The sequence below is a fragment of the Aquirufa antheringensis genome (assembly GCF_004307425.1).
In the GTDB taxonomy this organism is placed as follows: Bacteria; Bacteroidota; Bacteroidia; order Cytophagales; family Spirosomataceae; genus Aquirufa; species Aquirufa antheringensis.
The window spans coordinates 139,838-164,693 of the sequence record NZ_SEWZ01000003.1 but is presented as its reverse complement, the minus strand read 5'-3'; the positions used below and the strand labels follow the sequence as shown (position 1 = coordinate 164,693).

Sequence of the window (24,856 nt, the reverse complement as noted above, 5' to 3'; positions counted from 1 at the left end):
CAGAGTCGATTATTTAAATAATACAAATATAAATTTTATCTTTTATGTGTGGAATCGTAGCGTACATCGGAAAACAGCCAGCATTTCCCGTTATTTTAAAGGGTTTAAAGCGCTTAGAATACCGGGGATATGACAGTTCAGGTATTGCATTATTCGGTGATACGGTGAACACATTCAAGAAAAAAGGCCGTGTAGCGGAGCTGGAAGCTTGGGATGAAGAAATCATTTCAGAAGCGACAGTCGGTATCGGTCACACGCGTTGGGCAACCCACGGTGAGCCATCTGATGCGAATGCGCATCCGCATAGCTCGAACAGTGGTCGTTTGACTTTGGTACATAACGGTATCATCGAAAACTACGCTTCGCTAAAGCAAGAATTAATCCAAAAAGGCTACACTTTCAAGAGTGAGACAGATACAGAGGTTTTAGTGAACTTCATCGAAGACATCCAAATCAACAACAATTCTTCCCTTGAAGAAGCCATGCGTATCGCGTTAAAACGCGTAGTGGGCGCTTACGTGATCATCGTGATGGAAGAAGGCTTCCCTAATCGCTTAATCGCAGCTCGAAAAGGTTCTCCTTTAGTTATCGGAGTAGGCGAAGGCGAGCATTTCTTAGCCTCAGATGCTTCCCCGATTATCGAATACACGAAAAAAGTTATCTACGTAAACGACTACGAATTAGCCATCATTACGCCGGATGAGATCATTCTAAAGAACTTAGGTAACGAAACTATTACACCCTATATACAACAGTTAGACATGGAATTAGCCCAAATCGAAAAGGGCGGTTTCGACCATTTCATGTTGAAAGAAATTTTTGACCAACCGGGCAGCTTAACAGATTGTTTACGTGGCCGTTTGGACATGGAAAATCTAACGTTAACGCTTGCGGGCGTCGAAGAACACATGTCCGTTTTCTCACAAGCAAAACGCATTATCATCGTGGCTTGCGGAACGAGCTGGCACGCCGGTTTAGTCGCGGAATACATGATCGAAACCCTTTGCCGCATTCCAGTAGAGGTAGAATATGCGTCTGAATTCCGTTACAGAAATCCAGTCGTAGGCGAAGGCGATGTGTTAATTGCGATTTCCCAAAGTGGTGAAACAGCCGACACCCTGGTCGCAATCGAAAAAGCGAAAGAAGCCGGTGCCTTTATTTTTGGGGTTGTAAACGCGGTAGGATCATCCATCGCTCGTTTATCTCACTCCGGTGCTTATACTCACGCTGGACCAGAAATCGGAGTAGCTTCTACAAAAGCCTTTACCGCACAATTAACGGTATTAGCGATGATGGCCATCAAAATTGGTCGCGAGAAGAAGACCGTTACTGAAGCTGAATACAATCGCTACCTAGCAGAATTGGCTTTAATCCCAGAAAAGGTCAAAGCCGTTTTAGAAACACACGAATCCATCAAAGAAGTGGCGAAGCATTACGCTGACGCGCGTGACTTCTTGTTCTTAGGCCGTGGATACAATTTCCCTGTAGCTTTAGAGGGCGCCTTGAAATTAAAAGAGATTTCCTACATCCACGCGGAAGGTTACCCGGCAGCAGAAATGAAGCACGGCCCGATCGCCTTAGTAGACGAAAACTTACCGGTATTATTCATCGCCACAAAAGATGCCTACTACGAAAAAATCGTTTCAAACATCCAAGAGATCAAAGCCCGTAAAGGAATGGTGATCGCGGTGATTTCTGAAGGCGATACCTTAATTCGCGGAATGGCGGATCACGTGATGGTGGTTCCTGAGGTAGACGAATTATTAGCCCCACTTGTTTCGGTGATTCCTACACAGATTCTTTCTTATTACATCGGGGTCTTGAGAGGATTGGATGTGGATAAACCGAGGAACCTCGCTAAAAGTGTGACAGTTGAGTAAGATGTAGCCTTTCTTACAATTTCACAAAATTATCTTCCAGTCTCACATTGAAGTTTATCTCTGCTTTCATGGCAGAGAAAACCTTCAAGATGGTATCTATTGTCGCACTATTGGTGCTACTTTCTAATTTAGAAATTTGCGCTTTTTGCACGCCCACTAGTTTACCTAACTCTTCTTGAGTTAAATTTCGTTCGCGTCTAGTTGTTTTGATCATTTTTCCCAAAACCTCCATGCGCAGCTCATATTCATACTCATCTCGCTCACTAGAACCAATAGGCCCTATGTGCTTGTCCTTCATTTCGCCAAGCGAGTAAGTTTTCATATTTCAGTAGTCAGTTTTTTGAAAAGCTTCGGATCATTCGTCAGTTCAGCCAGATCGATATTATAAAGTATCTTATTTACAGATTTGGCATCCAACTTAGCTAAAAACTGATTCGCCTCTTCTAAAAATCTCGTTTCAAAATACCTCATCTTTTTCCATTTACAAACCTAGCAAAGCTATGCAAAGTTTCCAAATTTAGAAACCAGTAAATTGATAAAATAGTACCGTGGAATAATCCCAAACCTATCCATCTGCCGATGCATCACCTTAAATCAGATAGGTGGAAACAAGGCGAGTAAAATCATACATGGATAGCCTATGGGCCGGTTTCACCCGTTCGAAGGTTGTTTTAGCAAAATCACGCTGCAATCCATAATGCTCAATGTAATTCACGGTTTCTAACAAGGCCGTACTTGGATCCTCCGGCGTCGCCACTATGTGACCTGCAGTGTCTAAGAAAGTCAAAGAAGAATCTAAACTCGTTAAAAACATATACAACGCTCCTATTTGCAAAGGCACACAGCTATAGAATCCAGTTTTCGTGAAGGCAAGAAAAGCCATCAAACATAAGATATAAGGGGTAGTATACCGAAGGGGACGAAGTATTAAGACAGGTTTATAGGTCAAATATAAAAAAAGTCAGGACCTTTCAGCCCTGACTTCCTCATTAATTTATTCCAAGTTATTAATAACCAGGATTCTGCTTTAAAGTAGCAGCCCCATTCTTTTGAGAGTTTAAGATCTCGTCGTTAGGAAGAGGGAAATATTCATTGCGACCCGCTTTGTATGTTTTTCCTACTAAATAACCACGCTTGTTATACGTACGTCCAGCTAAGTCTGTTGCATTTACAGACTCCTCTTTCAAGTACTTGTTCAAGTAAGGCTCTGCAATTCCCCAACGTACTAAGTCGAAGAAACGGTGACCTTCCATCGCAAACTCTAAACGGCTCTCCATACGTACGGCGTTCCGAGCATAATCAGCCCCTTTCGCAGCAAACGTGCCCGCAGGATAAGGATTAACTGCATAGGTAATGGATGCATCTTGAACCGACCCCGTTTTAGCGCGATTACGAATCAAGTTAACATAGGTTTCAGCCGAAGCTAAATTACCTAACTCAACTTCGCACTCTGCTAACCAAAGGATAACCGAAGACATCTTTAACAAACGGTAATTATTGTTCACCGCACGTCTAGAAGTGGAGTGCGTCGAACTACCTTCATCCGCTAAATAATACATCCATTTTTTACCAATGTATGGACCTGAGTAAAGCTGATTACGAATCCAATCATTACCTGGCATCACACCCCAGTCTAAGAACTTAACACCGCGACGACCTACTGTCCAGTCTAAACGTGGATCTACTGGTACATCTTTCTTTAAATCGAAGGCTACGTTAGATTTCAAACCTTGGTCATTGGGAACGTCCACTGTGTTGTAGGTATCATCCGTACCGTCGGCTTTAGCACCTATCATTGGCAAACCATCTGCATCTGTTTTGAATGCGTTCACCAGGTTTTGGGATGGAAGGTAGAAGCCGCAACATCCACGACCAGGAGAGTTCGCAGAGTAGGGCCAGTTCAAGTTATCCCCCACATTACCATTGTTACCCGTTGAACCATCATTTACTGAGAATTCTACTTCGAAAATAGATTCCGCATTGTTGTTCGTAATGTTACGGTAGTTATCGTGGTAATTAGGCATTAATTTTTTGCCAGAGTTAGCATATACATCTAACAAAATAGTCTTAGCCTCAGCCCATTTCTTTTGGAAAATATACGCCTTTGCTAGGTAGGTTAAGGCTGCCCATTTCGTTGCACGACCTTTTTGAGATTGTACGACTGGTAAGACCTTCGATGCCTCTAAAAAGTCTGCCTCGATATTAGCCCAAATATTTTTATCATTTGGAATCTTAGTCGAGTTAGGGTCATCTCTTTTGTAGATGGTCTCATCGATATACGGAACATTGTTCCACATCTTTTTGCCCTCGAAGTGGTAGTGACCACGCAAGAAACGAGCTTCCGCTACTACTTGAGCTCTTTCAGCATCTGTCATATCCTTCACATCCGTACTCTTAGCCAGTAAGATGGTTTCGTTTGCACGAGCCACTCCATCGTAGGTGTGTTGCCACTTTCCTAAGAAGTACGTGTTATCTGATAACCAGTTAAATTGTTCGATATACTCTTGCTCTGGCTGGTCACCAATATCCGTTCCCTTTACAGCATCACCTGAAGTGATACCTCCAAAAACGTAGTTTGAAATCGTAGACTGACGTCCCGTATTTCCTGCCCCTACCCCGTCTAATAAGGAGTAAGTTCCAATTAACAAGGCATTCACCCCATTCTTGTTACTTAATGATGTCAAAGAAGCCGCACCTTGAGGCTCGATTTCGAAGAAATTATCCGTACAAGAAAAGTTGATACCGACGGTCGCTACTAAAGCGCTGATGATGATTAACTTTTTCATTTTTTTATCTGATTTGTTCAAATTAAAATCCAACTCTTAGACCTACATTATATGATTTAGCTACAGGGAATGCACCTTCATCGATACCCATGTGAATATCTTGGTTATCATTTCCAGAAGTTCTCAAGTTGATATCAGGATCTAAACCTTTGTATTTAGTGAAGGTTAATAAGTTTTGGCCTTGTACATATACCTGAACACTGCTTAACTTAATCTTGCTCAATAAATTCTTAGGTACCGTATACGTTAACTGGATATTCTTGATACGCATGTACGATCCATCCTCTACGAAATAAGAGGATATTTGTTGTGATGTACCATCTTGAGAGTTCAAGCGAGGTAATAAAGCCACGTCTCCTTGCTTCTTCCAAGAGTTGTACAACATGTCCTTAGAACGGTTACCTTGGAACGTATTGAAGTCTGTCCAGTATTTCAAATAGTTAAACAATTCGTTTCCTTGAACACCTTGTGCAAACGCCGTTAATTCCCAGTTTTTGTACCCTAAAGTTACATTTAAACCATAAGAGAAATCAGGATGCGGATTACCGATGATCGTTTTATCAGCTGCTGTAATCACACCGTCACCATTTACGTCGCGGAATTTAAAAACACCTGCACGAGTATACGTACCAAATTTAGGAGCAGAAGCCGCCTCCGCATCATCCTTAATTACACCATCTACGATGTAACCAAAGAAACTAGCGATTGGTAAACCTGCCTTCGTCACTGAGATAGCAGGAAGACGTGTAGAGAATCCAAATACCGATGCTTTCGGGTCGTCGTTTAATTTAACCACGTTGTTTTTGTATTGTGAATACATAGCTGAAACGCTGTATCGGAAATCACCAATTCGATCACGGTACGTCACGTTAATGTCAATACCTGTGTTATTTACTTCACCAATATTTACATAAGGAATCGTGGCAGAACCAGCTGTCTTAGGTATAGGCACTTGCGTTAACATATCTGATGTAGTACGTGTATACCAGTCAAAAGTCACATCTAATTTGCTATTCAAGAATACCCCGTCAAAACCAACGTTTGTAGATGTATTCGTTTCCCAACGACCTACTGAGTTTCCAAATTGAGAAATATCAAAACCTGACGCAATCGAGTTACCCGAACCCGTGATATCATACGCGTTATTATTCGGATCTGGTGTAAACAAAGTGTAAGCATTGTATACGTTCGGGATTAATTGGTTACCTGTTTTACCCCAGCCTCCACGTACTTTCAAATCATTGATAAATGTCAGGTCTTTCATAAAAGCTAGTTCCGTTAAGCGAGCTCCTACAGAGAAGGCGGGGAAAACTCCATAACGATAAGCTGAAGAGAAACGAGACGAACCATCACGACGAATCGTAAAGTCAGCTAACAAGAAGTCCTTGTAAGCATAGTTCACTTTACCAAATTGAGAGAATAAGGCAGTGATTGTTGCACCTGAACCTGCATTCGAGAGTCCTGCCGCAGAACCATTATTCAAATAACGATACGAAGGATCATCAAAAGCGAAGTTAGAACGAGCGGCATTGAAACCAAAACCATAGGTAGAAACAGATTCCGTACCTACTAACACGTTCACCGTGTGATCACCCAGTGTCTTGTTGTAGTTCAAGGTATTGTACCAAGTGATAGCGCGATCGTAGGAGTTAGACACCGTTAATGAGTTCGAAGATCGTGGCTCTGCCGCTTCGATATCACGGTTTAAATAGGCTGCCTGGTTAAAGTTGTTATATTCAAAACCTAAACTAGTACGCGCTTTCAAATCTTTAATGATTTCTACTTCCGCAAACACGTTACCGAAGATATGAGAAGCTCTCACTGGATTATCTTTCTCTCTCCATTGACGTGCTAAGGGGTTAGGCGCATTTCCTAAGTTAGAACCACGAGAACCTGCAAAACCGTTTAAGTCTGATGTATTAGTACCACCTAAGCCCTTAGGACCTCCTGTGATATCAAATACGGGAATGATCGGTTGAATACGAATCGCAAACATGATGGGATTAGATTCGTTGTTATTACCTGATGGCACACCGATTCTTTCATCATAAGAAACCGTAAAGTTTTCCCCAAAAGTCAATTTACCTTTCTTGAATTCGGTATTTGCACGAACCGAGTAACGCTTATAACCTGTATATTTCAAGATACCTTCTTGGTCAAAATAGCTACCTGAGATCGCATATTTACCATATTTAGAGCCACCTGTAGCGCCTAATTGGAAGTTAGAGATTTTAGCTGGGCCAAAAATCTCCCGTTGCCAATTTGTACCCGCTTTATTCGATTTTGTGATATTGAAAGCCGTCTTACCTAAAGCAGGATCTGTAATATCGTTCGTATACGTATAGTTAGAAGGAAGGTCGCCATAGACGTTTGGATAAATATAATCCGCAATCGTTTGAGAACCATCCGCACCGAAACGGTATTGAGCTGAAGGAGACGTTCCAGGAGTCTTACCCGCCCCAATCTCCGATTCATAATAATACTGACCTAATTCTTTGGTATTTAAAAGGTCCAAGGTTTTTCCTACATCTTGGACACCAGTGTACATGTCAAAATTGATCTTAGGTTCGCCTTCTCCACCACGTTTTGTCGTGATGATCACAACCCCGTTCGCCGCACGCGCACCGTAGATAGACGCTGCAGACGCATCTTTCAGTACCTGCATTGACTCGATGTCACTTGGGTTAATTTGGTTTAAGGTTCCTTGGGTAGGTACACCATCAATCACATAAAGTGGAGAGTTGTTATTAATCGAACCAAAACCACGGATACGCACCATCGTTCCTCCACCAGGGGAGTTATCATTACCTACCGTCACACCAGCCGCACGACCTTGTAACATTTGGGTTAACGAAGCGGATGGAACCGCCGTTAATTCTTTCGCACCTACCACTGTTACCGCACCCGTAATATCTTTTTTACGTTGAGACGCGTAACCAGTCACGATGACTTCGTTTAATTGACTTACATCGTCATCTAAGGTAATCGCTAGAGAACTTCTGTTTCCTACAGAAACGTTCACCGTTTTGTAACCTACAGAAGAAACCACTAAATCTGCATTACCTTTCACATTCAGGCTAAATGCACCATTCACATCTGTAGTAGTACCGGTCGTTGTACCTTTAATCACCACAGAAACTCCAGGAATCCCTCCGCCCTTGGCGTCTGAGACTGTTCCCGCAACTTTTCGATCTTGACCAAATGCCACCCAGGATAAGGTGAGCATCAAGGCCAGTAGAAAGACCACTCTGCTTACGTAGAAATTGTTTTTCATATAAATAAAAGGTTTGAGTGATAAGCCAATAACCGCCAGGCAATCATTAACTTGTAATGCGAAAATTTAGAAATATTTTTTCACACTACTATACAATGCTATATAATTTTTTCATTATTAAATTGTAATATTTATTATTCGACTCAAAATGGACATTTTAGATCTTCGCGATTTTGCCTTAAGTCTACCTGATTCGGAGGAATGTCTAAATCGCTATTTACCGCAGAATAAAGTATTGGAATTCATCCGCACCTCTCACTCCTTAATTAAAAAATAAAACCTTTTTCTGTTTTTAGGTGTTTGAAAGATATGCCTGAAAAAATTATTGAGGTCCGCCACCTGTCGAAAAAATTTGGATCGTTCCAAGCCGTCTCAGACGTCAGCTTTTCTGTTTACAAAGGCGATGTGTTTGGCTTTTTAGGACCGAATGGGGCCGGAAAAAGTACGAGCATTCGTTGCTTGAATTCGTTGATTAAACCGGACAGCGGGACGGTTGAGATTTTTGGGCAATCCATCACTACGCACCGAGAATCCATTTTGGGTCGCATTGGTAGTATTATCGAAAAACCTGATTTCTACAAATATTTATCGGCTTACCGAAATTTAGAGATTTTCTCTCGCATCTCCGGAAAGCCTTCTTCTAAGCAAGAAATCTACAAAATGTTAGACTTCGTGGGCTTAGGCGGTCGCGAACGAGATAAATTTGCAGGATTCTCTCACGGGATGAAGCAACGTCTAGGCATCGCCCAAACGCTCTTGCACAATCCCGACCTCATCATTTTAGACGAACCCACCACAGGTTTAGATCCTCAAGGGATTATCGATATTCGAAACTTGATTTTGCGACTGAAAAATGAGCAAAATAAAACGGTGTTGTTGTCGTCTCATAATTTGGCAGAAATCGAACTGATTTGCAATCGAATGGTCATCATCAATAAAGGTCGATCGATCGTAGAAGGCAATGTGAGTGATCTAATGAACGGCGAAAACCTGATTCTGCGTTTAGAGGCGAGTCCTATGCCCGCTGCAAAAAATGTGTTATTAGCCTGGAAACCTACTCTTTTATGGGATAACGTAGGAGACTCTTCTATCCAATTCCCCATCGAAAAATCAGAAATCCCCTATTTGACGAAACTTCTCGTTGAACAAAATATCGAAATATACAGCCTAGAAGCGAAACGCACGCTGGAGGATTATTTCATTAAAATTGTATCTCAATGATCCTTTTCAACAGCATTTATAACGAAATTATCAAGATTGCGCTGAAGCCCCGAAGTTATTTAGGACTAGCCGCTATCACCGTTTTGGTGGCCGTCATCCAATTTGCTTTGAAAGCGGATGGAATGTCCATCATCTCTTTTGTGACCGCTTCCTTCGAGCAGACTTTGACTTTCGAAGGCAACGTCTTGAATGGAAACCTGGTCGCCTTCATTATTTTACAAATGTTATTAGTCCAAATCCCCCTCCTAGTCGCCTTAGTGACCGGCGATTTAGTCTCAGGAGAGGCGGCTATGGGCACCATTCGAATGCTAGCCACGAAACCAATTTCTCGGGTTCAACTGCTGTTATCCAAATTTATTGCCGGAGGCATTTATACCTTAATCGTCATTTTATGGATGGGTGTGATGTCTGTGGTAGTCGGAAAATTACTTTTCGGAACTGGAGACATGATGGTGCTGAATTCCGATGGATTAGTGATTTTGCAGGAAGCAGATGTGAACTGGCGTTATTTGGGCGGGTTTGCGGTGGCATTTTTAGCGCTGTTTACGGTGAGTTCTTTGTCCATTTGCCTGTCGTGTTTCACGGATAACTCCATAGGCCCTATCGTGGCGACGATGTCTGTTATCTTATTATTTACCATTATCGGGACCCTAGATGTGCGTGTTTTTGACCCCATCAAACCATATCTATTCACCACTCACATGGCTTCTTGGCGTTCGTTTTTTGAAGACCCGCTGCCGCTTTCGGCGATTTGGAGATCCATTGCTGTTTTAGTGGCGCATAATGTGGTGTTGATTTCCGTTTCACTTTACACTTTCCACCGAAAAGATATTCAATCATGATGCGCGTAATCTTACTATTTCTTTCTTTTTCACTCTTCGCACAAGATGCGAACAAGACGGTGATGCAGGTGTTAGCCCGCATGAACAAGGTGCGTGACTACAAAGTCGAGTCTCTGATTAAATCCGATATTCCGCTGGTCAGAATTATGCCGGCAAAGGCGACGATTTATTTCAAACAGCCGGAAAAATTTCGGATGATTACAAAAGGAATTGCGATTTTGCCCAAAAAAGGTTTCACCGACTTAACTGCCTTATTGCGAAATAAAGCGGCTTACAATGCCTTGTTCACCGGTTTCGAGGTTATTGATGGCGTAAAAACAGAGTCAATTACTTTATTGCCCACAGACGATTCAGGTGAAATAGTATTAGCGAAAATCTGGGTCGACCCTACGTTAGATTTGATTTTAAAATCTCAAATCACCTCTCGTAGCAACGGAACCGTACTTTCCACTTATGTATATGGTGCTGAAAAAGCCTACGGACTTCCATCCGAATTGAATATCACGGTCGACGTAAAAAAATTCAAGATCCCGAAAGGCGTCGTAGTCGATATCAACCGCACCGCGGTCGCACCGGTAAATACGCGCAAAACCGGCCAAATTCGCCTGTCTCTTACGAACTACGTCATTAACCAAGGAATAGAAGACAAAATCTTCAAGGACTAACACTCCTTCCTTGTACTATATTACCGGTAGCTTTCGTTCTTTTTTCGTAATTTAGATTTCTAAATAGACTCGAAAATGAAAGGAATCATAAGTTGGGTGCTTTTATGTTTGTCATTAACAAGCAACGCACAAAACTGGCAGTTGACCGGATTTACAAAGGCTGACGCTGAAAATCCGATTCTCTCCCCCTCCCTTGAAGCGCGTTTCCTCGATCCCATCACCGGGAAAAAAGTAGGCTGGGAAAACAAAAACGTCTTAAATCCCACGGCCCTTGTTCGCGATGGCCTCGTTCATTTGCTTTATCGCGCACAAGATTCACTTGGAACTTCCCGCATTGGTTTAGCCACCAGCGCAGATGGCATCCATTTCAAAAAAAGCCCTGAACCCATTTTATTTCCGGCAAATGATGCCTTCCGTGGCTTTGAATGGCCAGGTGGTATTGAAGACCCTCGAATTGTAGAAACTTCAGAGGGCGGCTATTTTCTCACGTATACCTCTTATGACGGCAAAGTGGCCCGTCTTTGCGGTGCCTTTTCGAAAGATTTACAAACCTGGGAGAAAATAGGCCCCCTTTTTACCTCAGAAAAATATTTGAATACCTGGTCGAAATCAGGTGCCCTAGTTTCAGAACAAAACGGTTCGAGAATCGTGGCCAAAAAGATCGGAGGGCTCTATTATATGTATTTCGGCGACACTGATTTATTCCTAGCGACTTCGAAAAACTTACGTCATTGGGACATCTTAGAAAATGCAGAAATGAGCGTTCGCTTATCCGTTTTAAAACCACGTGCTGGCTATTTCGATAGCCGATTAGTAGAGCCAGGGCCTTATGCCCTACTTCGCAAAGAAGGAATTGTATTAATCTACAACAGCTCGAATGCGGCGAATTACAATGAAGCGCGCTTCCCCAAATTCACGTATGCCGCCGGCCAAGTATTGTTCGACGAACAGAAACCATATAAAGTTTTGGCGCGAACAAATGAGCCCTTTATTTGGCCTAATCAGCCCTATGAAAAAGTAGGTGAAGTGAATGAAGTATGTTTCGTGGAGGGTTTAGTACCCTTTATAGGAAAATGGTTCCTCTATTATGGAACCGCAGACTCTAAAATCGCTGTTTCTATCAAAAAATGAGCTCACTAGGATTACATAGCGTCCACCACATCGCCATCATCTGCTCGGATTATGTGCGTTCTAAGGCCTTTTATACGCAGGATTTAGGACTTGAAATGATCCGAGAAGTGTATCGGGCTGAACGCGATTCGTATAAATTGGATTTAGCGCTGAACGATCACTATGTGATTGAATTGTTCTCTTTCCCTAACCCGCCCGCTCGACCTTCGAGGCCGGAAAGTTGTGGTTTGCGACATTTGGCATTTCAAGTAAATAACCTGGACTTGACGGTGCAGGAATTAACCAAAAAAGGCATCACATCGGAGCCCATTCGCATCGATGAGTTCACTGGGAAGCGATTTACCTTTATCGCGGATCCGGATGATTTGCCCCTTGAATTTTATGAATTATGAATAGAATAGATAAAAAACCACTTTCAAAACTAGGATTCGATTTCGTAACACCCGCTTTCTTAGAAGAGGGCCAAAGCGAATTCGACCACCGCAACTCCAACATCGACTTAGGGGCTTACCGTCCGCTAGCGCCGCGGGAGATTAGTATCCTAGAAGCGAACTTGAACGAGGCAGAGAACTGGAAAGACGTGTGGGTGAAAGAGGGTTTTAATCCGTACTTGGTGAAGAATTGCCGCTTTTTTGGCATTAACCGTATCGGTATTTTAGAAAGTTGCTATTTAGAATTCAAAAACCTGCGCATGCCGGTGGGTCTTTATAACAGCACCTTGATCTCGTGTGATTTTGGCGATAACGTAGCCATCGATCGCGTGAACTTATTGTCTCATTACCAAATCGGAAACGAAGTAATGATCCTCCAAGTGAACGAATTAGCTACCACGGCGACGGCGAAATTTGGTAATGGTATCGTAAAGAAAGGCGAAGAAGAGCGCATCCGAATTTGGATGGAATTAGGCAACGAAAATGGCGGACGCAAGGTCATTCCATTCGTGGGAATGAAACCTGCCGATGCTTTTTTATGGACCCAAGACCGCGATGACACCTTATTACAAGCGAAGTACAAAGAAATGACCATCCAAGAATTCTCGTCTAAACGCGGATTCTACGGCCAAATCGGCGACCGCACCGTCATCAAAAATACCGGGATCATCAAAGACGTCAATATGGGTACCGATACCTATATCAAAGGCGCGAATAAATTAAAGAACTTAACGATCATCTCGAACGCCGAGGCCTCCACCCAAATAGGCGAAGGCTGCGAAATCGTGAACGGTATCATCCACGAAGGCTGCCGCATTTTCTACGGTGTGAAGGCGGTTCGTTTCATATTAGCGGCACACTCACAACTAAAATACGGTGCGCGTTTGATCAACTCATTCTTAGGAAGCAATTCCACCATTTCTTGTTGCGAGGTATTAAATGCACTCATTTTTCCGGCTCACGAACAACACCACAACAACTCGTTCTTGTGCGCAGCAATCGTCAAAGGCCAAAGCAACATGGCCGCCGGCGCGACCCTTGGTTCAAACCACAATTCGCGTGGAGCGGATGGGGAATTGCAGGCGGGACGTGGATTTTGGCCTGGCTTATCCGTGGCCTTAAAACACAACTCGAAGTTCGCCTCCTTTAACCTCATTTCGAAAGGAAATTACCCAGGTGAAATCCACAATCCACTTCCCTTCTCCTTAATCGGAAACGATGATTCCGAAGGCGGATTATTGATCATCGCCGGCTATTGGTTCCAATACAACATGTACGCCCTGGCCCGCAATGCCTGGAAATTCGCAGCTAGAGATCAAAGAACCGACAAAGACATGTTGCTCGAGTTTGATTTCTTAGCGCCAGACACAGTATCGGAAATCTTGCAAGGGATCAACTTATTAGAGAAATGGGTTTCTGATTCGTTAGGCGGTGGAGATGGCAAAGCTTGGTTAAATGACCCAGCCAACGCTTCGAATCCGTTAGCCGTTTACGCGACAGGCATCGAGAACACGAAACGCAGAACGCGCATCGCTAAGGCTCATAAAGCCTACCAGATCTTCCATGATTTGTTATATTATCATGCGGCCAAAGAATGGTTAGCCACTTCCGAGCGCCACCCCACCGCTTCTCCATCGGCGCTTTTACAAGCGACCTTAAAAAATGCTACAGCCATTCAAGTTTGGGAAAATCTAGGTGGACAATTGATTCCATCCGGCGTCATCAACGAGATGAAAGAGGATATTAAATCAGGCCAAATCACTCGCTGGAAACAGGTACACGAATTCTACGAAAAACAAGCGGCGCTGTACCCAGAGCAGAAATTCGAAAACGCCTTAAACGGCTTATTACAGATCAACCCTTCAGCGTTCGAAAATATACCAGCCTGGATTGATCGCGCCATCGCTACCGCTGATTTCTTAACGGCAGGTATCGAACGATCTCGTTCAAAAGACTATGAGGATCCGTTCCGCTTAGCCATGTTCGGAAACGCAGCAGAACTCGATGCGGTGATCGGTGATGTGAAGGAGAATGAGTTTATTCAGGAGGCAAAAATGCGCGCGATATCCTTTAGAGAAAATCTAGAAGGATTAAAGCATAGAGCATAAAGCACAAATAATAAAGTTGGAATCCCCTCCGGGGATACGTTTATGAAACATTTCTGAATACATCAAAAAGGGGACCGAGGTCCCCTTTTTTTATTCTACTAATTATAATTAGAGAGAACAAGCCATTTTTAGATTCAATGCTCGATTCAAATTGTGTGGTGAAATGAAATTCAAGAAATTATTGCGAAGCACAATTTCAGAATTTTATTTCACCATATAATTTACAGAACCCATTGATCTAACAATTATGGCTTATTCGAGTCAACAACCAATCGCTGCTCTCTATTCGCAATTTCCCAAGCCATGTAGAACACTAGACGGCCTACTTTTTGGATTTGGTCAAACTCGATTTTATCTACCTCATCACCTGGCATGTGGTAATCGTCGTGAACTCCGTTAAAGAAGAATGCCACTGGAATACCATGTTTAGCGAAGTTGTAGTGATCTGAACGGTAGTAGAAACGGTTCGGGTCGTTCGCGTCATTATACCGGTAGTCTAATTCCAAACCTACGTGTTTCTTGTTTTGCTCCACTAACACCTCACGTAATTGAGACGACAATTTATCAGAACCGATCTCGTAGATGTAATCCGGCTTGCCTTTGTGCTCGTCATCATAACGACCAGTCATATCCGTGTTTAAATCTACAACCGTGTTCTTTAACGGGAATAAAGGGTGATTTGCGTACCACTCAGAACCCAAAAGACCTTTTTCCTCACCCGTCACCGTCATGAATAAAATGCTACGACGTGGACGTTTTCCTTCTGCCGCTGCTTTACCGAAAGCCTCCGCTAATTCCATCACCGTTACGGTTCCAGAACCATCATCGTTTGCGCCGTTGTTGATTTGGCCATCTGCTGAAACTCCGATGTGATCATAGTGTGCTGTTAAAACAACCAATTCTTCTTTCTTATCTGTGCCTTCTAAATAACCCACGACATTGTAGGTATCCACTGGCTTCTCCGTTCTTTCGATCGTCACTTCGATAGGAGCTGCTTTGAATTTCGAGGCAACTGATTTTTTTGCCGTGGCTAACGATGCCTTGTAAGCTAATAACTCTGCTTCTGTAGTGCCTAAGATTTCAGCTGCCACTTCAGAGGAGATTAACAAGACCGGCGCTTCGTTTGCTGCAGAGGCCGCATCAGCGAAGGCCATGCGCTCATTCCCGAAACGCTTCATCATCACTTGACGTTGACGTACTTGGTTGCCAAAAGATTTCGTATCGCGATCCGCGATCAAGATCAAACCTTTCGCTCCAGCTGCTTGTGCACGCTTTAATTTTTCTTTCCAGCCGTCGCCTTTCCCGAAAACGGATGGATCTTTTGAACCAGACAATACATAGTTACCCGATGCGTCTTTTGCTTCCCCTTCGAAAGCTAAAACGTATTTACCTTTAGCATTTAATTTGTCAAAATCCGTGTACCCTCCTTGTTGTACCGCGAAACCAGCAAAAACTAAAGGAAACTTTGATTTCGCTGCAACAGGCGCAAGTGCATTCGCCATCATCTCACCTAGGTATTCGTATTTCTTTCCTTTAGCAGAAATGAAAACGTTCGTCCAAGCGCGGTTGACTAAGTCCACTTTTTGGAAATAAGACCCATTCACTGGCGCAATGCCTGATTTCTTAAAAGAGTCTGCAATATAATTCGCCGCCACTTTCTGCTCTGGCGAACCCGTATTGCGACCTTTCAGGCTATCTGAGGCGATAAAAGTCAAGTGTTTTTTCAGATCATCCGCGCGAATAGACAACGCGTAAGGAACTGGATCTCCCTGAGCGATGGCGCTCATCGGGATAAATTTAGCAGCTAAAAATAGCCCTAAAACGTAGATGTTAGTTTTTTTCATTTGTTGAAACAAAATTTAAGAAAGCGAAGTTAAGAATCTAAAAATAAATCGCTAAAAAAAGATTAAATTTGTGGCGATTTTATCATCCAAATTCTCAGAATTTATGACCCCAAATTACACTTATCAGGAAGACTTCTCGTTACGTCACAACAATGCAGAAGCGGCTGATATAACCGCCATGTTAAAAACAATCGGTGTGGATAGCCTAGACACACTTATTCAACAAACTGTACCAGAAAAAATCCGCTTAGCCCAAGGTCTTCGCCTGCCAGAACCGAAATCTGAATTCGCGTTCTTGCGTGATTTTAAAGAAGTCATGGGTCAAAACCAGATCTTCAAATCACACATCGGTTTAGGTTACTCTGATACGATTGTGCCGACGGTCATTTTGAGAAACATTTTAGAGAACCCCTCTTGGTACACAGCCTACACGCCTTACCAAGCGGAGATCGCACAAGGTCGTTTGGAAATGTTATTGAACTACCAAACGATGATCATCGACTTAACTGGCATGGAATTAGCGAACGCGTCCCTTTTAGATGAAGGAACGGCGGCAGCGGAAGCCATGACGATGTTATATGGCCAAAGACCAGCAGAACGCAATCAAGCTGAGGCTTATTTCGTGTCTGAATTATGTTTGCCACAAACCATTGACTTATTAAAAACGCGTGCTGAACCTATCGGCATTGAAATCGTGGTGGGTGACCACCGCACTTTCGACGTTACGGACGCACGTTTCTACGGAATGATGTTACAATACCCTGCTTCTAACGGTGAGGTATTTGATTATAGTGCTCTAATCGCTGCAGCGAAAGAAAACGGCTTACAAGTCGTAGTCGCAGCGGATTTATTAGCCTTGACTTTATTAACGCCTCCAGGTGAAATGGGAGCTGATGCGGTCGTGGGTGTTTCCCAACGCTTCGGGGTACCGATGGGCTTTGGAGGACCGCACGCCGGTTTCTTCGCTACGAAAGAAAAATACAAGCGTAATATTCCGGGACGTATCATCGGAGTTTCGGTGGATGCAGAAGGAAACCGCGCTTTACGTATGGCGCTTCAAACGCGTGAGCAACACATTCGCCGCGAAAAAGCAACCTCTAACATCTGTACGGCGCAAGTATTGCTTTCCATCATGGCAGCTTCTTACGCGATCTACCACGGCCCAACAGGCTTGAAGAAAATCGCCGAAAAAGTATACGGCTTGACTGAATTACTAGCGGTTAACTTACGCAAACTTGGATTTACCTTAGAAAACACCAACCACTTCGATACGCTGACGATTCAGACGGGAGCACAGACGTCGGACTTACGTGTTTTGGCAGAAAAAGCACAACGCAACTTACGTTACACGGCGACTACGACAAGCATCTCTCTAGATGAGACGACGCAAGAAGCAGACGTAATCGAAATTATCTCGTTCTTCGAGACATTAAAAGGCGCGAAAACAGCAGAGAAAAACGTTACTTGGGCGATCCCAGCAGCGTTAACTCGTAGCTCGACTTTCTTAACGCACAGCGTTTTCAATAAATACCATTCCGAGCACGGAATGTTGCGTTATTTGAAATCATTGGAATCAAAAGATTTATCGATGGTTCATTCGATGATCTCCTTGGGTTCTTGTACCATGAAATTGAATGCGACGACGGAAATGATTCCGGTGACTTGGCCAGAATTAGGCAAGATTCACCCCTTCGCACCGGCTTCTCAGACGAAAGGTTACCAGCAAATGGTCGCTGAATTAAATGATTGGTTATGTGAGATTACTGGTTTCGCGAAAATGTCGATGCAACCGAACTCGGGAGCACAAGGCGAATACGCTGGTTTGATGACCATCCGTGCCTACCACGCCTCTCGCGGAGATCACCACCGTAACATTGCCATCATCCCGTCATCTGCACACGGAACGAACCCGGCATCAGCTGTTATGGCTGGCATGAAGGTGATTGTTTCCCCTTGCGATGCGAACGGAAATATTGACGTGGCTGATTTGAAGGCCAAAGCTTTGGAACACAAAGACAACCTCTCTTGCTTAATGGTTACCTACCCAAGTACCCACGGGGTATTCGAGGAGACCATCCAAGAGATTTGTGAAATCATTCACGAAAATGGCGGTCAAGTGTACATGGACGGCGCGAACATGAATGCACAGGTAGGTTTAACATCCCCTGCGCGCATCGGAGCGGATGTTTGTCACTTGAACTTGCACAAAACTTTCTGTATCCCTCACGGAGGTGGTGGCCCAGGCATGGGACCTATCGGCGTAGCGCCACAGTTAGTTCCATTCTTACCAGGTCACGTACATGACGGAACTTCGGGTGCGGTTTCTGCGGCACCAGTAGGATCAGCTAGTATTTTGGCCATCTCCTATGCTTACATCGCGATGATGGGCGGCAAAGGATTAACGACTGCGACAGAAACGGCGATCTTGAACGCGAACTACATCAAGGCTCGTTTGGAAAAAGAATTCCCTATCCTATATACCGGTTCACAAGGACGTTGCGCTCACGAGATGATCGTGGATTGCCGTCCGTTCAAAATCTCGGCTGGCGTAGAGGCAGAAGATATCGCGAAACGTTTAATGGATTACGGTTTCCACGCGCCTACCCTTTCATTCCCGGTAGCTGGAACATTAATGATTGAGCCTACTGAGTCTGAAAACAAAGACGAGTTAGATCGTTTCTGCGATGCGCTTTTAAGCATTCGTGCGGAGATTCGTGAGATCGAAGAAGGAAAAGCAGACAAAGCAAACAACGTGTTGAAGCACGCGCCACATACTCAATCAGCTGTTTTACTAGGCGATTGGGATCGTCCTTACTCACGCGAGAAAGCGGTATTCCCACTGGCGTATGTGAAGGCGAACAAGTTTTGGCCTACGGTTTCTCGCATCGACTCTGCGTATGGTGACCGCAACTTAGTTTGCGCTTGCGAGCCGATGGAGAGTTATATGTAATTTTTCGTTACGCGTTACATGGAAGGCGGTCCCTTGGGATCGCCTTTTTTTGTGCAAATAAAATTTAGTATGCTTGCATAACATAATTCCTTTTATTTATATTTACGCATCGAGATTTAAAAACGTAGATATGAATCGTGCCATTAAAAAAGTAGCCATTTTAGGCTCAGGAATTATGGGCTCAAGAATAGCCTGTCATTTCGCAAATATTGGGGTTCAGGTCCTTTTATTGGACATTGCACCACAGACTTTGAGCCCAGAGGAAGAGGCCAAAGGTCTTCGTTTAGAACACCCTTCGGTACGTAACCGAATCGTCAACGCAGCATTTCAACAAACTATAAAAGCAAAGCCCGCATCGCTCTACGCAGCTGGCTTTGCGAATAACATCAAGCTAGGCAACTTCGATGACAACCTTTCGGAAATCAGTTCAGCGGACTGGATCATGGAGGTAGTCGTAGAAAACCTAGCCATCAAACAATCCCTCTACGAAAAGGTAGAGAAGTTCCGCACGCCGGGCACCTTAGTTACCTCGAATACATCGGGCATTCCGATTCATTTGATGTCAGAAGGTAGAAGTGAAGATTTCCAAAAACATTTCTGCGGAACCCACTTCTTCAACCCTCCCCGTTACCTACGTTTATTCGAAGTGATTCCAGGTCCTAAAACGGACAAATCGATTATCGAATTCTTATTAGGCTACGGCGAGACTCAATTAGGTAAAACAGCCGTTTTATGTAAAGACACTCCTGCCTTTATCGCGAACCGCATCGGTGTTTATTCGATGATGCAGACGATGAAAGTCGTGGAGGAATTAGGCTTAACGGTAGAGCAAGTCGATAAATTGACGTCCAAAGTCGTAGGTCGTCCTAAATCTGGTACATTCCGTCTTTCGGATGTAGTCGGATTAGACACTACCGTTCACGTAGCGAACAATTTGAAGGCCGCTTTAGTAAACGACGAAAGCAAAGAGATTTTCAACCTACCAGTGATGTTACAGCGTTTGATGGAAAACAAATGGCTGGGAGATAAAACGGGTCAAGGATTTTATAAGAAAACCAAAGACGAAAAAGGCAAAACGGTCATCCTGAGCCTTGATCTTAATACATTTGAGTACCGCGCAGCAGAACGCGTGAATTTCGAAACCTTAGATCGCTCAAAGGCGATCGATAACCTAGCTGATCGCTTAGCGCTTTTATTAGCGGGAAAAGATTTAGCCGGCGAATTCTACCGCAAAACCATCTTAGATGGTTTCCGTTATGCGTCAAATCGCATTCCGGAGATCGCAGATGATCTAGTCAAAATTGACCAAGCGATTTGCGCTGGTTTTGGCTGGGAGATGGGGATCTTCGAAACCTGGGATGCCATCGGTGTCGTGAATGGAATCGAATTAATGAAAGCCGAGGGTCTTGCACCAGCAGCTTGGGTAACGGAGATGGTGGCAGCAGGACATACTTCTTTCTACAAAGTGGAAGGTGGTAAGCGCTTGTTCTACGACATTGCGACTAAGAAATACCAAGCGATTGCAGGAGCGGAGAAGCAAATCAATTTGCAGATCTTAAAGCCGACGAAGACTGTTTCATCAAACGACGATATGCACATCGTGGATTTAGGCGATGGCATTTTGGGATTAGAATTCCACTCGAAAATGAACACGATGGGCCAAGGGGTGCTGGAAGGCATTCAAGAGGCAATCGCAACGGCGGAAAAAGATTTCCAAGGTTTAGTGATCGGAAATGAGTCGAACGAGGCATTCTCTGCCGGCGCGAATTTAGGGATGTTGTTTATGTTCGCGATGGAACAGAAATTCGACGACATCAACAACATGATCGCGACCTTCCAAGAAACCATGATGCGCGTGCGCTACTCGGGTATTCCGGTAGTGGTGGCACCACATACCTTAGCCTTGGGTGGTGGTTGCGAAATCAACTTACACGCAGATAAGATTGTCGCTCATGCAGAATTATATATGGGTTTAGTTGAAGTGGGGGTCGGTTTGATTCCTGCGGGTGGTGGAACGAAAGAGATGGCTTTAAGAATGGGCGATGCACGTCGCACAGGCGATGTGGAGTTGAACCGTTTGCAAGAGGCCTTTATGAATATCGCAACGGCGCGCGTGAGTACTTCGGCGCACGAGGCGAGAGAGATGAATTATTTACGCGCTCAGGATCGCATCGTGTTGAATCGCAATCAAGTGATATCAGAGGCGAAAAGAGAGGCTTTGGCCTTAGCAGACGCAGGATATGTCCAAAAAGCGAGACGCAACGATGTCTGGGTGGAGGGAAAACAAGGTTTGGCCCTATTCAAAGCAGGCATCCAAGGCATGTTAATGGGACGTTACATCTCAGAACACGACGCCTTAATTGCGAATAAATTAGCCTATGCGATCTGCGGTGGCGATTTAGACGCTCCGCAAGTCGTGAGCGAAACGTATTTACTCGACCTAGAAAGAGAAGCTTTCCTTTCACTATGTGGCGAGAAAAAGACCATGGACAGAATCCAAAGTTTATTAGGTGGCGGTAAACCACTCAGAAATTAAATCGTACGAAGATGAATGCATATATCATAGCAGGTTACCGCACAGCAGTTGCAAAAGCCAAAAGAGGAGGTTTCAGAACGATGCGTCCAGATGATTTAGCGGCGGAAGTCATTAAACATTTGATGAAGCAAGTGCCTAATTTAGATCCGGCACGTGTCGACGATTTGATCGTGGGCAACGCCATTCCCGAAGCCGAGCAAGGGATGCAAATGGCGCGCTACATTTCCCTTTTATCATTACCTAAAAACGTTCCCGGTTTTATCATCAACCGTTATTGCGGTTCTGGTTTAGAGGCGATTGCTTTGGCCTCTGCTAAAGTGGCTTCTGGCATGGCCGATTGCGTGATCGCTGGTGGAACTGAATCGATGTCGATGTTACCGATGATGGGCCACAAAACGGTCTTGAACTACGGAATCGCGAACGAACATCCGGATTATTACATCGGAATGGGTCTGACGGCAGAGGAAGTAAGTAAGAAATACAACGTGACGCGCGACGAGCAAGATGCGTTCTCTTTTGCTTCTCACATGAAAGCATTGGAAGCTCAAAAAGCGGGAAAATTCACGTCTCAAATCGTTCCCGTGGAAGTAACGGAGAATTATTTCGATGCCAAATCAGGTAAGAAACAAACCCGAAGCTGGACCGTGTCTGAAGACGAGGGTCCACGTGCAGATACAACCATCGAAGCTTTAGGTAAATTAAAACCGGCATTCGCGATGGGCGGAACCGTTACCGCAGGTAATGCGTCCCAAACTTCTGATGGAGCCGCCTTCGTTTTAGTCGTTTCAGAGAAATTAGTTAAAGAACTACATTTAGAGCCTATCGCTCGGATGGTCTCCTACGCGACAGCGGGTGTGGAACCAAGTTTGATGGGCATTGGACCGGTAGAAGCGATTCCGATTGCCTTGAAAAAGGCCGGTTTAACACTGAAAGATATTCAACAAATTGAATTGAACGAGGCGTTTGCGGCGCAGTCTTTGGCAGTCATGAAAACCCTCGATATTGATCCAAACATCGTGAACGTGAACGGTGGGGCCATTGCTTTAGGACACCCGCTAGGATGTTCTGGCGCTAAATTATCCATCCAATTATTCAACGAAATGCGTCTACGCAACCAAAAATACGGTATGGTCACGGCCTGCGTAGGTGGCGGTCAAGGGGTAGCGGGAATTTACGAATTGCTATGACCCCACAAGAGTACATTGATTTAGAGTCTGATTTTGGAGCACATAATTACCATCCACTGCCGGTCGTTTTAGAACGCGGGGAAGGGGTACATGTGTATGATGTGACAGGGAAAAAATACCTGGATTTTCTATCTGCCTACAGTGCGGTAAATCAAGGACATTGCCACCCGCGGTTAGTGAAAGCCATTTCAGAGCAGGCTTCGCGTTTAACGCTCAGCTCCCGCGCTTTTCACACGAATCTACTAGGTTCAACGGAGAAGAAATTAGCCGAGAAATTCGGCTACGAAAAGGTTCTCTTAATGAATACGGGTGTAGAAGCCGGCGAATCTGCCATCAAATTAGCGCGTAAATGGGCGTATGAGGTGAAAGGCGTTCCGGCGAATCAAGCGGAAATTATTTTTGCGGAGGGAAATTTTTGGGGGAGAACGATCGCGGCGGTTTCCTCCTCGAATGATCCGTCGTCCTATCACAACTTCGGTCCTTTTGTTCCGGGTTTCAATCGTATTCCCTACAATGACTTAGCGGCTTTAGAAGAGAAATTACAAAACCCTCACGTGGCCGCATTTATGGTGGAACCTATTCAGGGCGAGGCTGGGGTCGTTATCCCGTCGCCGGGTTATTTAAAAAAGGCAGCAGCTTTATGCAAAAAACACCGAGTACTTTTCATCGCAGATGAGATCCAAACCGGTTTAGGTCGCACAGGTGCCTGGTTAGCTTGCCACCACGAATTAGTTCATCCGGATATTTTATTACTAGGCAAAGCGCTTTCTGGCGGATTTATGCCGGTCTCAGCGGTGCTCTGCAACGACGAGATTATGCTCACCATTAAACCTGGTGAACATGGTTCGACCTATGGTGGAAATCCGTTAGCCTGCGCAGTTACGAATGTAGCCATCGATATCATCGAAGACGAGGATTTAGTCGAAAATGCCACCCTTCGAGGTCAGCAATTATTGACCTTCCTAGAAAGTTTGCGTGATAAAACGGCCTTAATTAAATCAGTCAGAGGAAAAGGGCTTTTATGTGCCATCGAAATCGATACGGATGAGGATAGCCACGTGGCTTGGGAAATCTGTTTGGATCTGATGAAGAAAGGATTGCTAGCGAAACCGACTCACGGCAATAAAATAAGACTAGCTCCTCCCCTCACTATTACGGGTGCAGAGATGGATCAAGCTTGCAGCATCATCGACAAAGTTTTTCTGGGCTATTAAGCGATTTCGAAGCAGCGCATCGAGATTCCGCCGTACACGAGTTCATCGTACGTGAAACGCACGGTCTCGTCTTTGCGGGCCAAAGCCAACGCATACAACATCGGAATGTAGTGATCCGGCGTGGGTACAGATTTTAATCCGCCCGGCGCACGCGCATAATCCACTAAACTCGAAATATCCTTATCCAGTAACTTCTGCATGGTCCAGGCATCAAATTCCTGTGCCCAGTCATAGGCGAAATGCTCCTGACCCATCGAGAGGTTCGGTATGCTAGCCTGTAAATTGTGTACGATATTCCCACTTCCCACGATCAAAACACCTCTTTCCCGTAAGAATTGTAATTCCTGAGCGAGGGTGACGTGGTAGGCTAATGGTTGAGAATAGTCAATAGACATCTCAAAACAGGGAATATTGTGATTCGGAAAAAGATGACAAAGGACCGACCAGGCGCCATGATCTAAACCCCATTCGGTAGTTTCTTGAATTTTTTGGGAGCCGGAAGCGAGCATTTTCGCAGTTTCTGGGCTTCCCGGTGCTGGGTATTGAAATTCGTGCAAGGCACGCGGAAATCCTCCAAAATCGTGGATCGTCTCCGGCATCGGCGACGCTTGCACTTGGGTAATACCGCGCGTTAACCAATGAGCGGATACTACTAGAATGGCTTTAGGTGGCGCAATAGAGGCCCCTAGCGTATTCAATGATGCCGTAAATGGATTGTCTGCCAGTGCGTTCATCGGGCTTCCGTGCCCAATGAACCAAACTGGCTGTATGTTTGACATAATACTAT

Annotated in this window: 17 protein-coding genes; 11 read left to right on the top strand and 6 right to left on the bottom strand. The window is 44.4% G+C overall.

From position 1 onward, the window contains the following. The first annotated feature begins 44 nt into the window (after window positions 1-44). Window positions 45-1,880 carry a glutamine--fructose-6-phosphate transaminase (isomerizing) gene (gene glmS, locus EWU21_RS06540; RefSeq protein ID WP_130896016.1) on the top strand — a complete coding sequence of 612 codons (1,836 nt, stop codon included), beginning with the start codon at window positions 45-47 and terminating at the stop codon, window positions 1,878-1,880. 13 nt (window positions 1,881-1,893) lie between these two features. On the opposite strand, the gene EWU21_RS06535 is transcribed toward glmS, so the two are convergent. From EWU21_RS06535 to EWU21_RS06520, 4 genes are all read right to left on the bottom strand, one after another. After that, window positions 1,894-2,202: a helix-turn-helix domain-containing protein gene (locus EWU21_RS06535; RefSeq protein WP_130896015.1), complete on the bottom strand. Its 309-nt coding sequence runs from the start codon at window positions 2,200-2,202 to the stop codon at window positions 1,894-1,896. 267 nt (window positions 2,203-2,469) lie between these two features. After that, window positions 2,470-2,763, bottom strand: a complete 294-nt coding sequence (locus tag EWU21_RS06530) for a hypothetical protein (RefSeq protein ID WP_130896014.1) — start codon at window positions 2,761-2,763, stop codon at window positions 2,470-2,472. A 124-nt stretch (window positions 2,764-2,887) separates the two neighbouring features. After that, the gene (locus tag EWU21_RS06525; RefSeq protein WP_130896013.1) at window positions 2,888-4,666 is read right to left on the bottom strand and encodes a RagB/SusD family nutrient uptake outer membrane protein; all 1,779 of its coding nucleotides are present in this window, start codon (window positions 4,664-4,666) and stop codon (window positions 2,888-2,890) included. A gap of 22 nt (window positions 4,667-4,688) precedes the next feature. Further along, complete coding sequence (locus EWU21_RS06520; RefSeq protein WP_130896012.1) at window positions 4,689-7,940, bottom strand: SusC/RagA family TonB-linked outer membrane protein; 3,252 nt, start codon at window positions 7,938-7,940, stop codon at window positions 4,689-4,691. A 309-nt stretch (window positions 7,941-8,249) separates the two neighbouring features. Between EWU21_RS06520 and EWU21_RS06515 the strand changes: the two genes are divergently transcribed. From EWU21_RS06515 to EWU21_RS06490, 6 genes are all read left to right on the top strand, one after another. Beyond that, window positions 8,250-9,161, top strand: coding sequence for an ABC transporter ATP-binding protein (locus EWU21_RS06515; protein WP_130896011.1), 912 nt, complete (start codon window positions 8,250-8,252; stop codon window positions 9,159-9,161). Beyond that, on the top strand, window positions 9,158-10,003 hold the full coding sequence (locus EWU21_RS06510; RefSeq protein WP_201738097.1) for an ABC transporter permease: 846 nt from the start codon (window positions 9,158-9,160) through the stop codon (window positions 10,001-10,003). Before EWU21_RS06515 ends, EWU21_RS06510 begins: the two co-directional genes overlap by 4 nt. Next, the gene (locus EWU21_RS06505) at window positions 10,000-10,668 is read left to right on the top strand and encodes a LolA family protein (protein ID WP_130896010.1); all 669 of its coding nucleotides are present in this window, start codon (window positions 10,000-10,002) and stop codon (window positions 10,666-10,668) included. Before EWU21_RS06510 ends, EWU21_RS06505 begins: the two co-directional genes overlap by 4 nt. 75 nt (window positions 10,669-10,743) lie before the next feature. Beyond that, complete coding sequence (locus EWU21_RS06500) at window positions 10,744-11,799, top strand: glycoside hydrolase family 130 protein (protein ID WP_130896009.1); 1,056 nt, start codon at window positions 10,744-10,746, stop codon at window positions 11,797-11,799. Then, window positions 11,796-12,191 (top strand): SMU1112c/YaeR family gloxylase I-like metalloprotein, encoded by a 396-nt coding sequence (gene gloA2 / locus EWU21_RS06495; protein WP_130896008.1) that lies wholly within the window; start codon window positions 11,796-11,798, stop codon window positions 12,189-12,191. The genes EWU21_RS06500 and gloA2 overlap by 4 nt, the downstream gene beginning before the upstream one ends. Then, window positions 12,188-14,338 carry a DUF4954 family protein gene (locus tag EWU21_RS06490; protein WP_130896007.1) on the top strand — a complete coding sequence of 717 codons (2,151 nt, stop codon included), beginning with the start codon at window positions 12,188-12,190 and terminating at the stop codon, window positions 14,336-14,338. Before gloA2 ends, EWU21_RS06490 begins: the two co-directional genes overlap by 4 nt. Window positions 14,339-14,583: 245 nt before the next feature. On the opposite strand, the gene EWU21_RS06485 is transcribed toward EWU21_RS06490, so the two are convergent. Then, window positions 14,584-16,182, bottom strand: coding sequence for a M28 family peptidase (locus tag EWU21_RS06485; protein ID WP_130896006.1), 1,599 nt, complete (start codon window positions 16,180-16,182; stop codon window positions 14,584-14,586). 103 nt (window positions 16,183-16,285) lie between these two features. Between EWU21_RS06485 and gcvP the strand changes: the two genes are divergently transcribed. The 4 genes from gcvP (at window position 16,286) to rocD (ending at window position 24,069) form a co-directional block, all read left to right on the top strand. Beyond that, window positions 16,286-19,132 carry an aminomethyl-transferring glycine dehydrogenase gene (gcvP, locus tag EWU21_RS06480; protein ID WP_130896005.1) on the top strand — a complete coding sequence of 949 codons (2,847 nt, stop codon included), beginning with the start codon at window positions 16,286-16,288 and terminating at the stop codon, window positions 19,130-19,132. A gap of 130 nt (window positions 19,133-19,262) precedes the next feature. Then, window positions 19,263-21,668 (top strand): 3-hydroxyacyl-CoA dehydrogenase/enoyl-CoA hydratase family protein, encoded by a 2,406-nt coding sequence (locus tag EWU21_RS06475; RefSeq protein WP_130896004.1) that lies wholly within the window; start codon window positions 19,263-19,265, stop codon window positions 21,666-21,668. 11 nt (window positions 21,669-21,679) lie between these two features. Next, a complete protein-coding gene (locus EWU21_RS06470; RefSeq protein ID WP_130896003.1) occupies window positions 21,680-22,855 on the top strand; it encodes an acetyl-CoA C-acyltransferase in 1,176 nt (391 codons plus the stop codon). Beyond that, a complete protein-coding gene (gene rocD, locus EWU21_RS06465) occupies window positions 22,852-24,069 on the top strand; it encodes an ornithine--oxo-acid transaminase (RefSeq protein ID WP_130896002.1) in 1,218 nt (405 codons plus the stop codon). Before EWU21_RS06470 ends, rocD begins: the two co-directional genes overlap by 4 nt. Here the strand turns inward: rocD and ygiD are convergent. Continuing rightward, on the bottom strand, window positions 24,066-24,848 hold the full coding sequence (gene ygiD, locus EWU21_RS06460; RefSeq protein WP_130896001.1) for a 4,5-DOPA-extradiol-dioxygenase: 783 nt from the start codon (window positions 24,846-24,848) through the stop codon (window positions 24,066-24,068). The genes rocD and ygiD overlap by 4 nt on opposite strands. Window positions 24,849-24,856 lie beyond the last annotated feature (8 nt).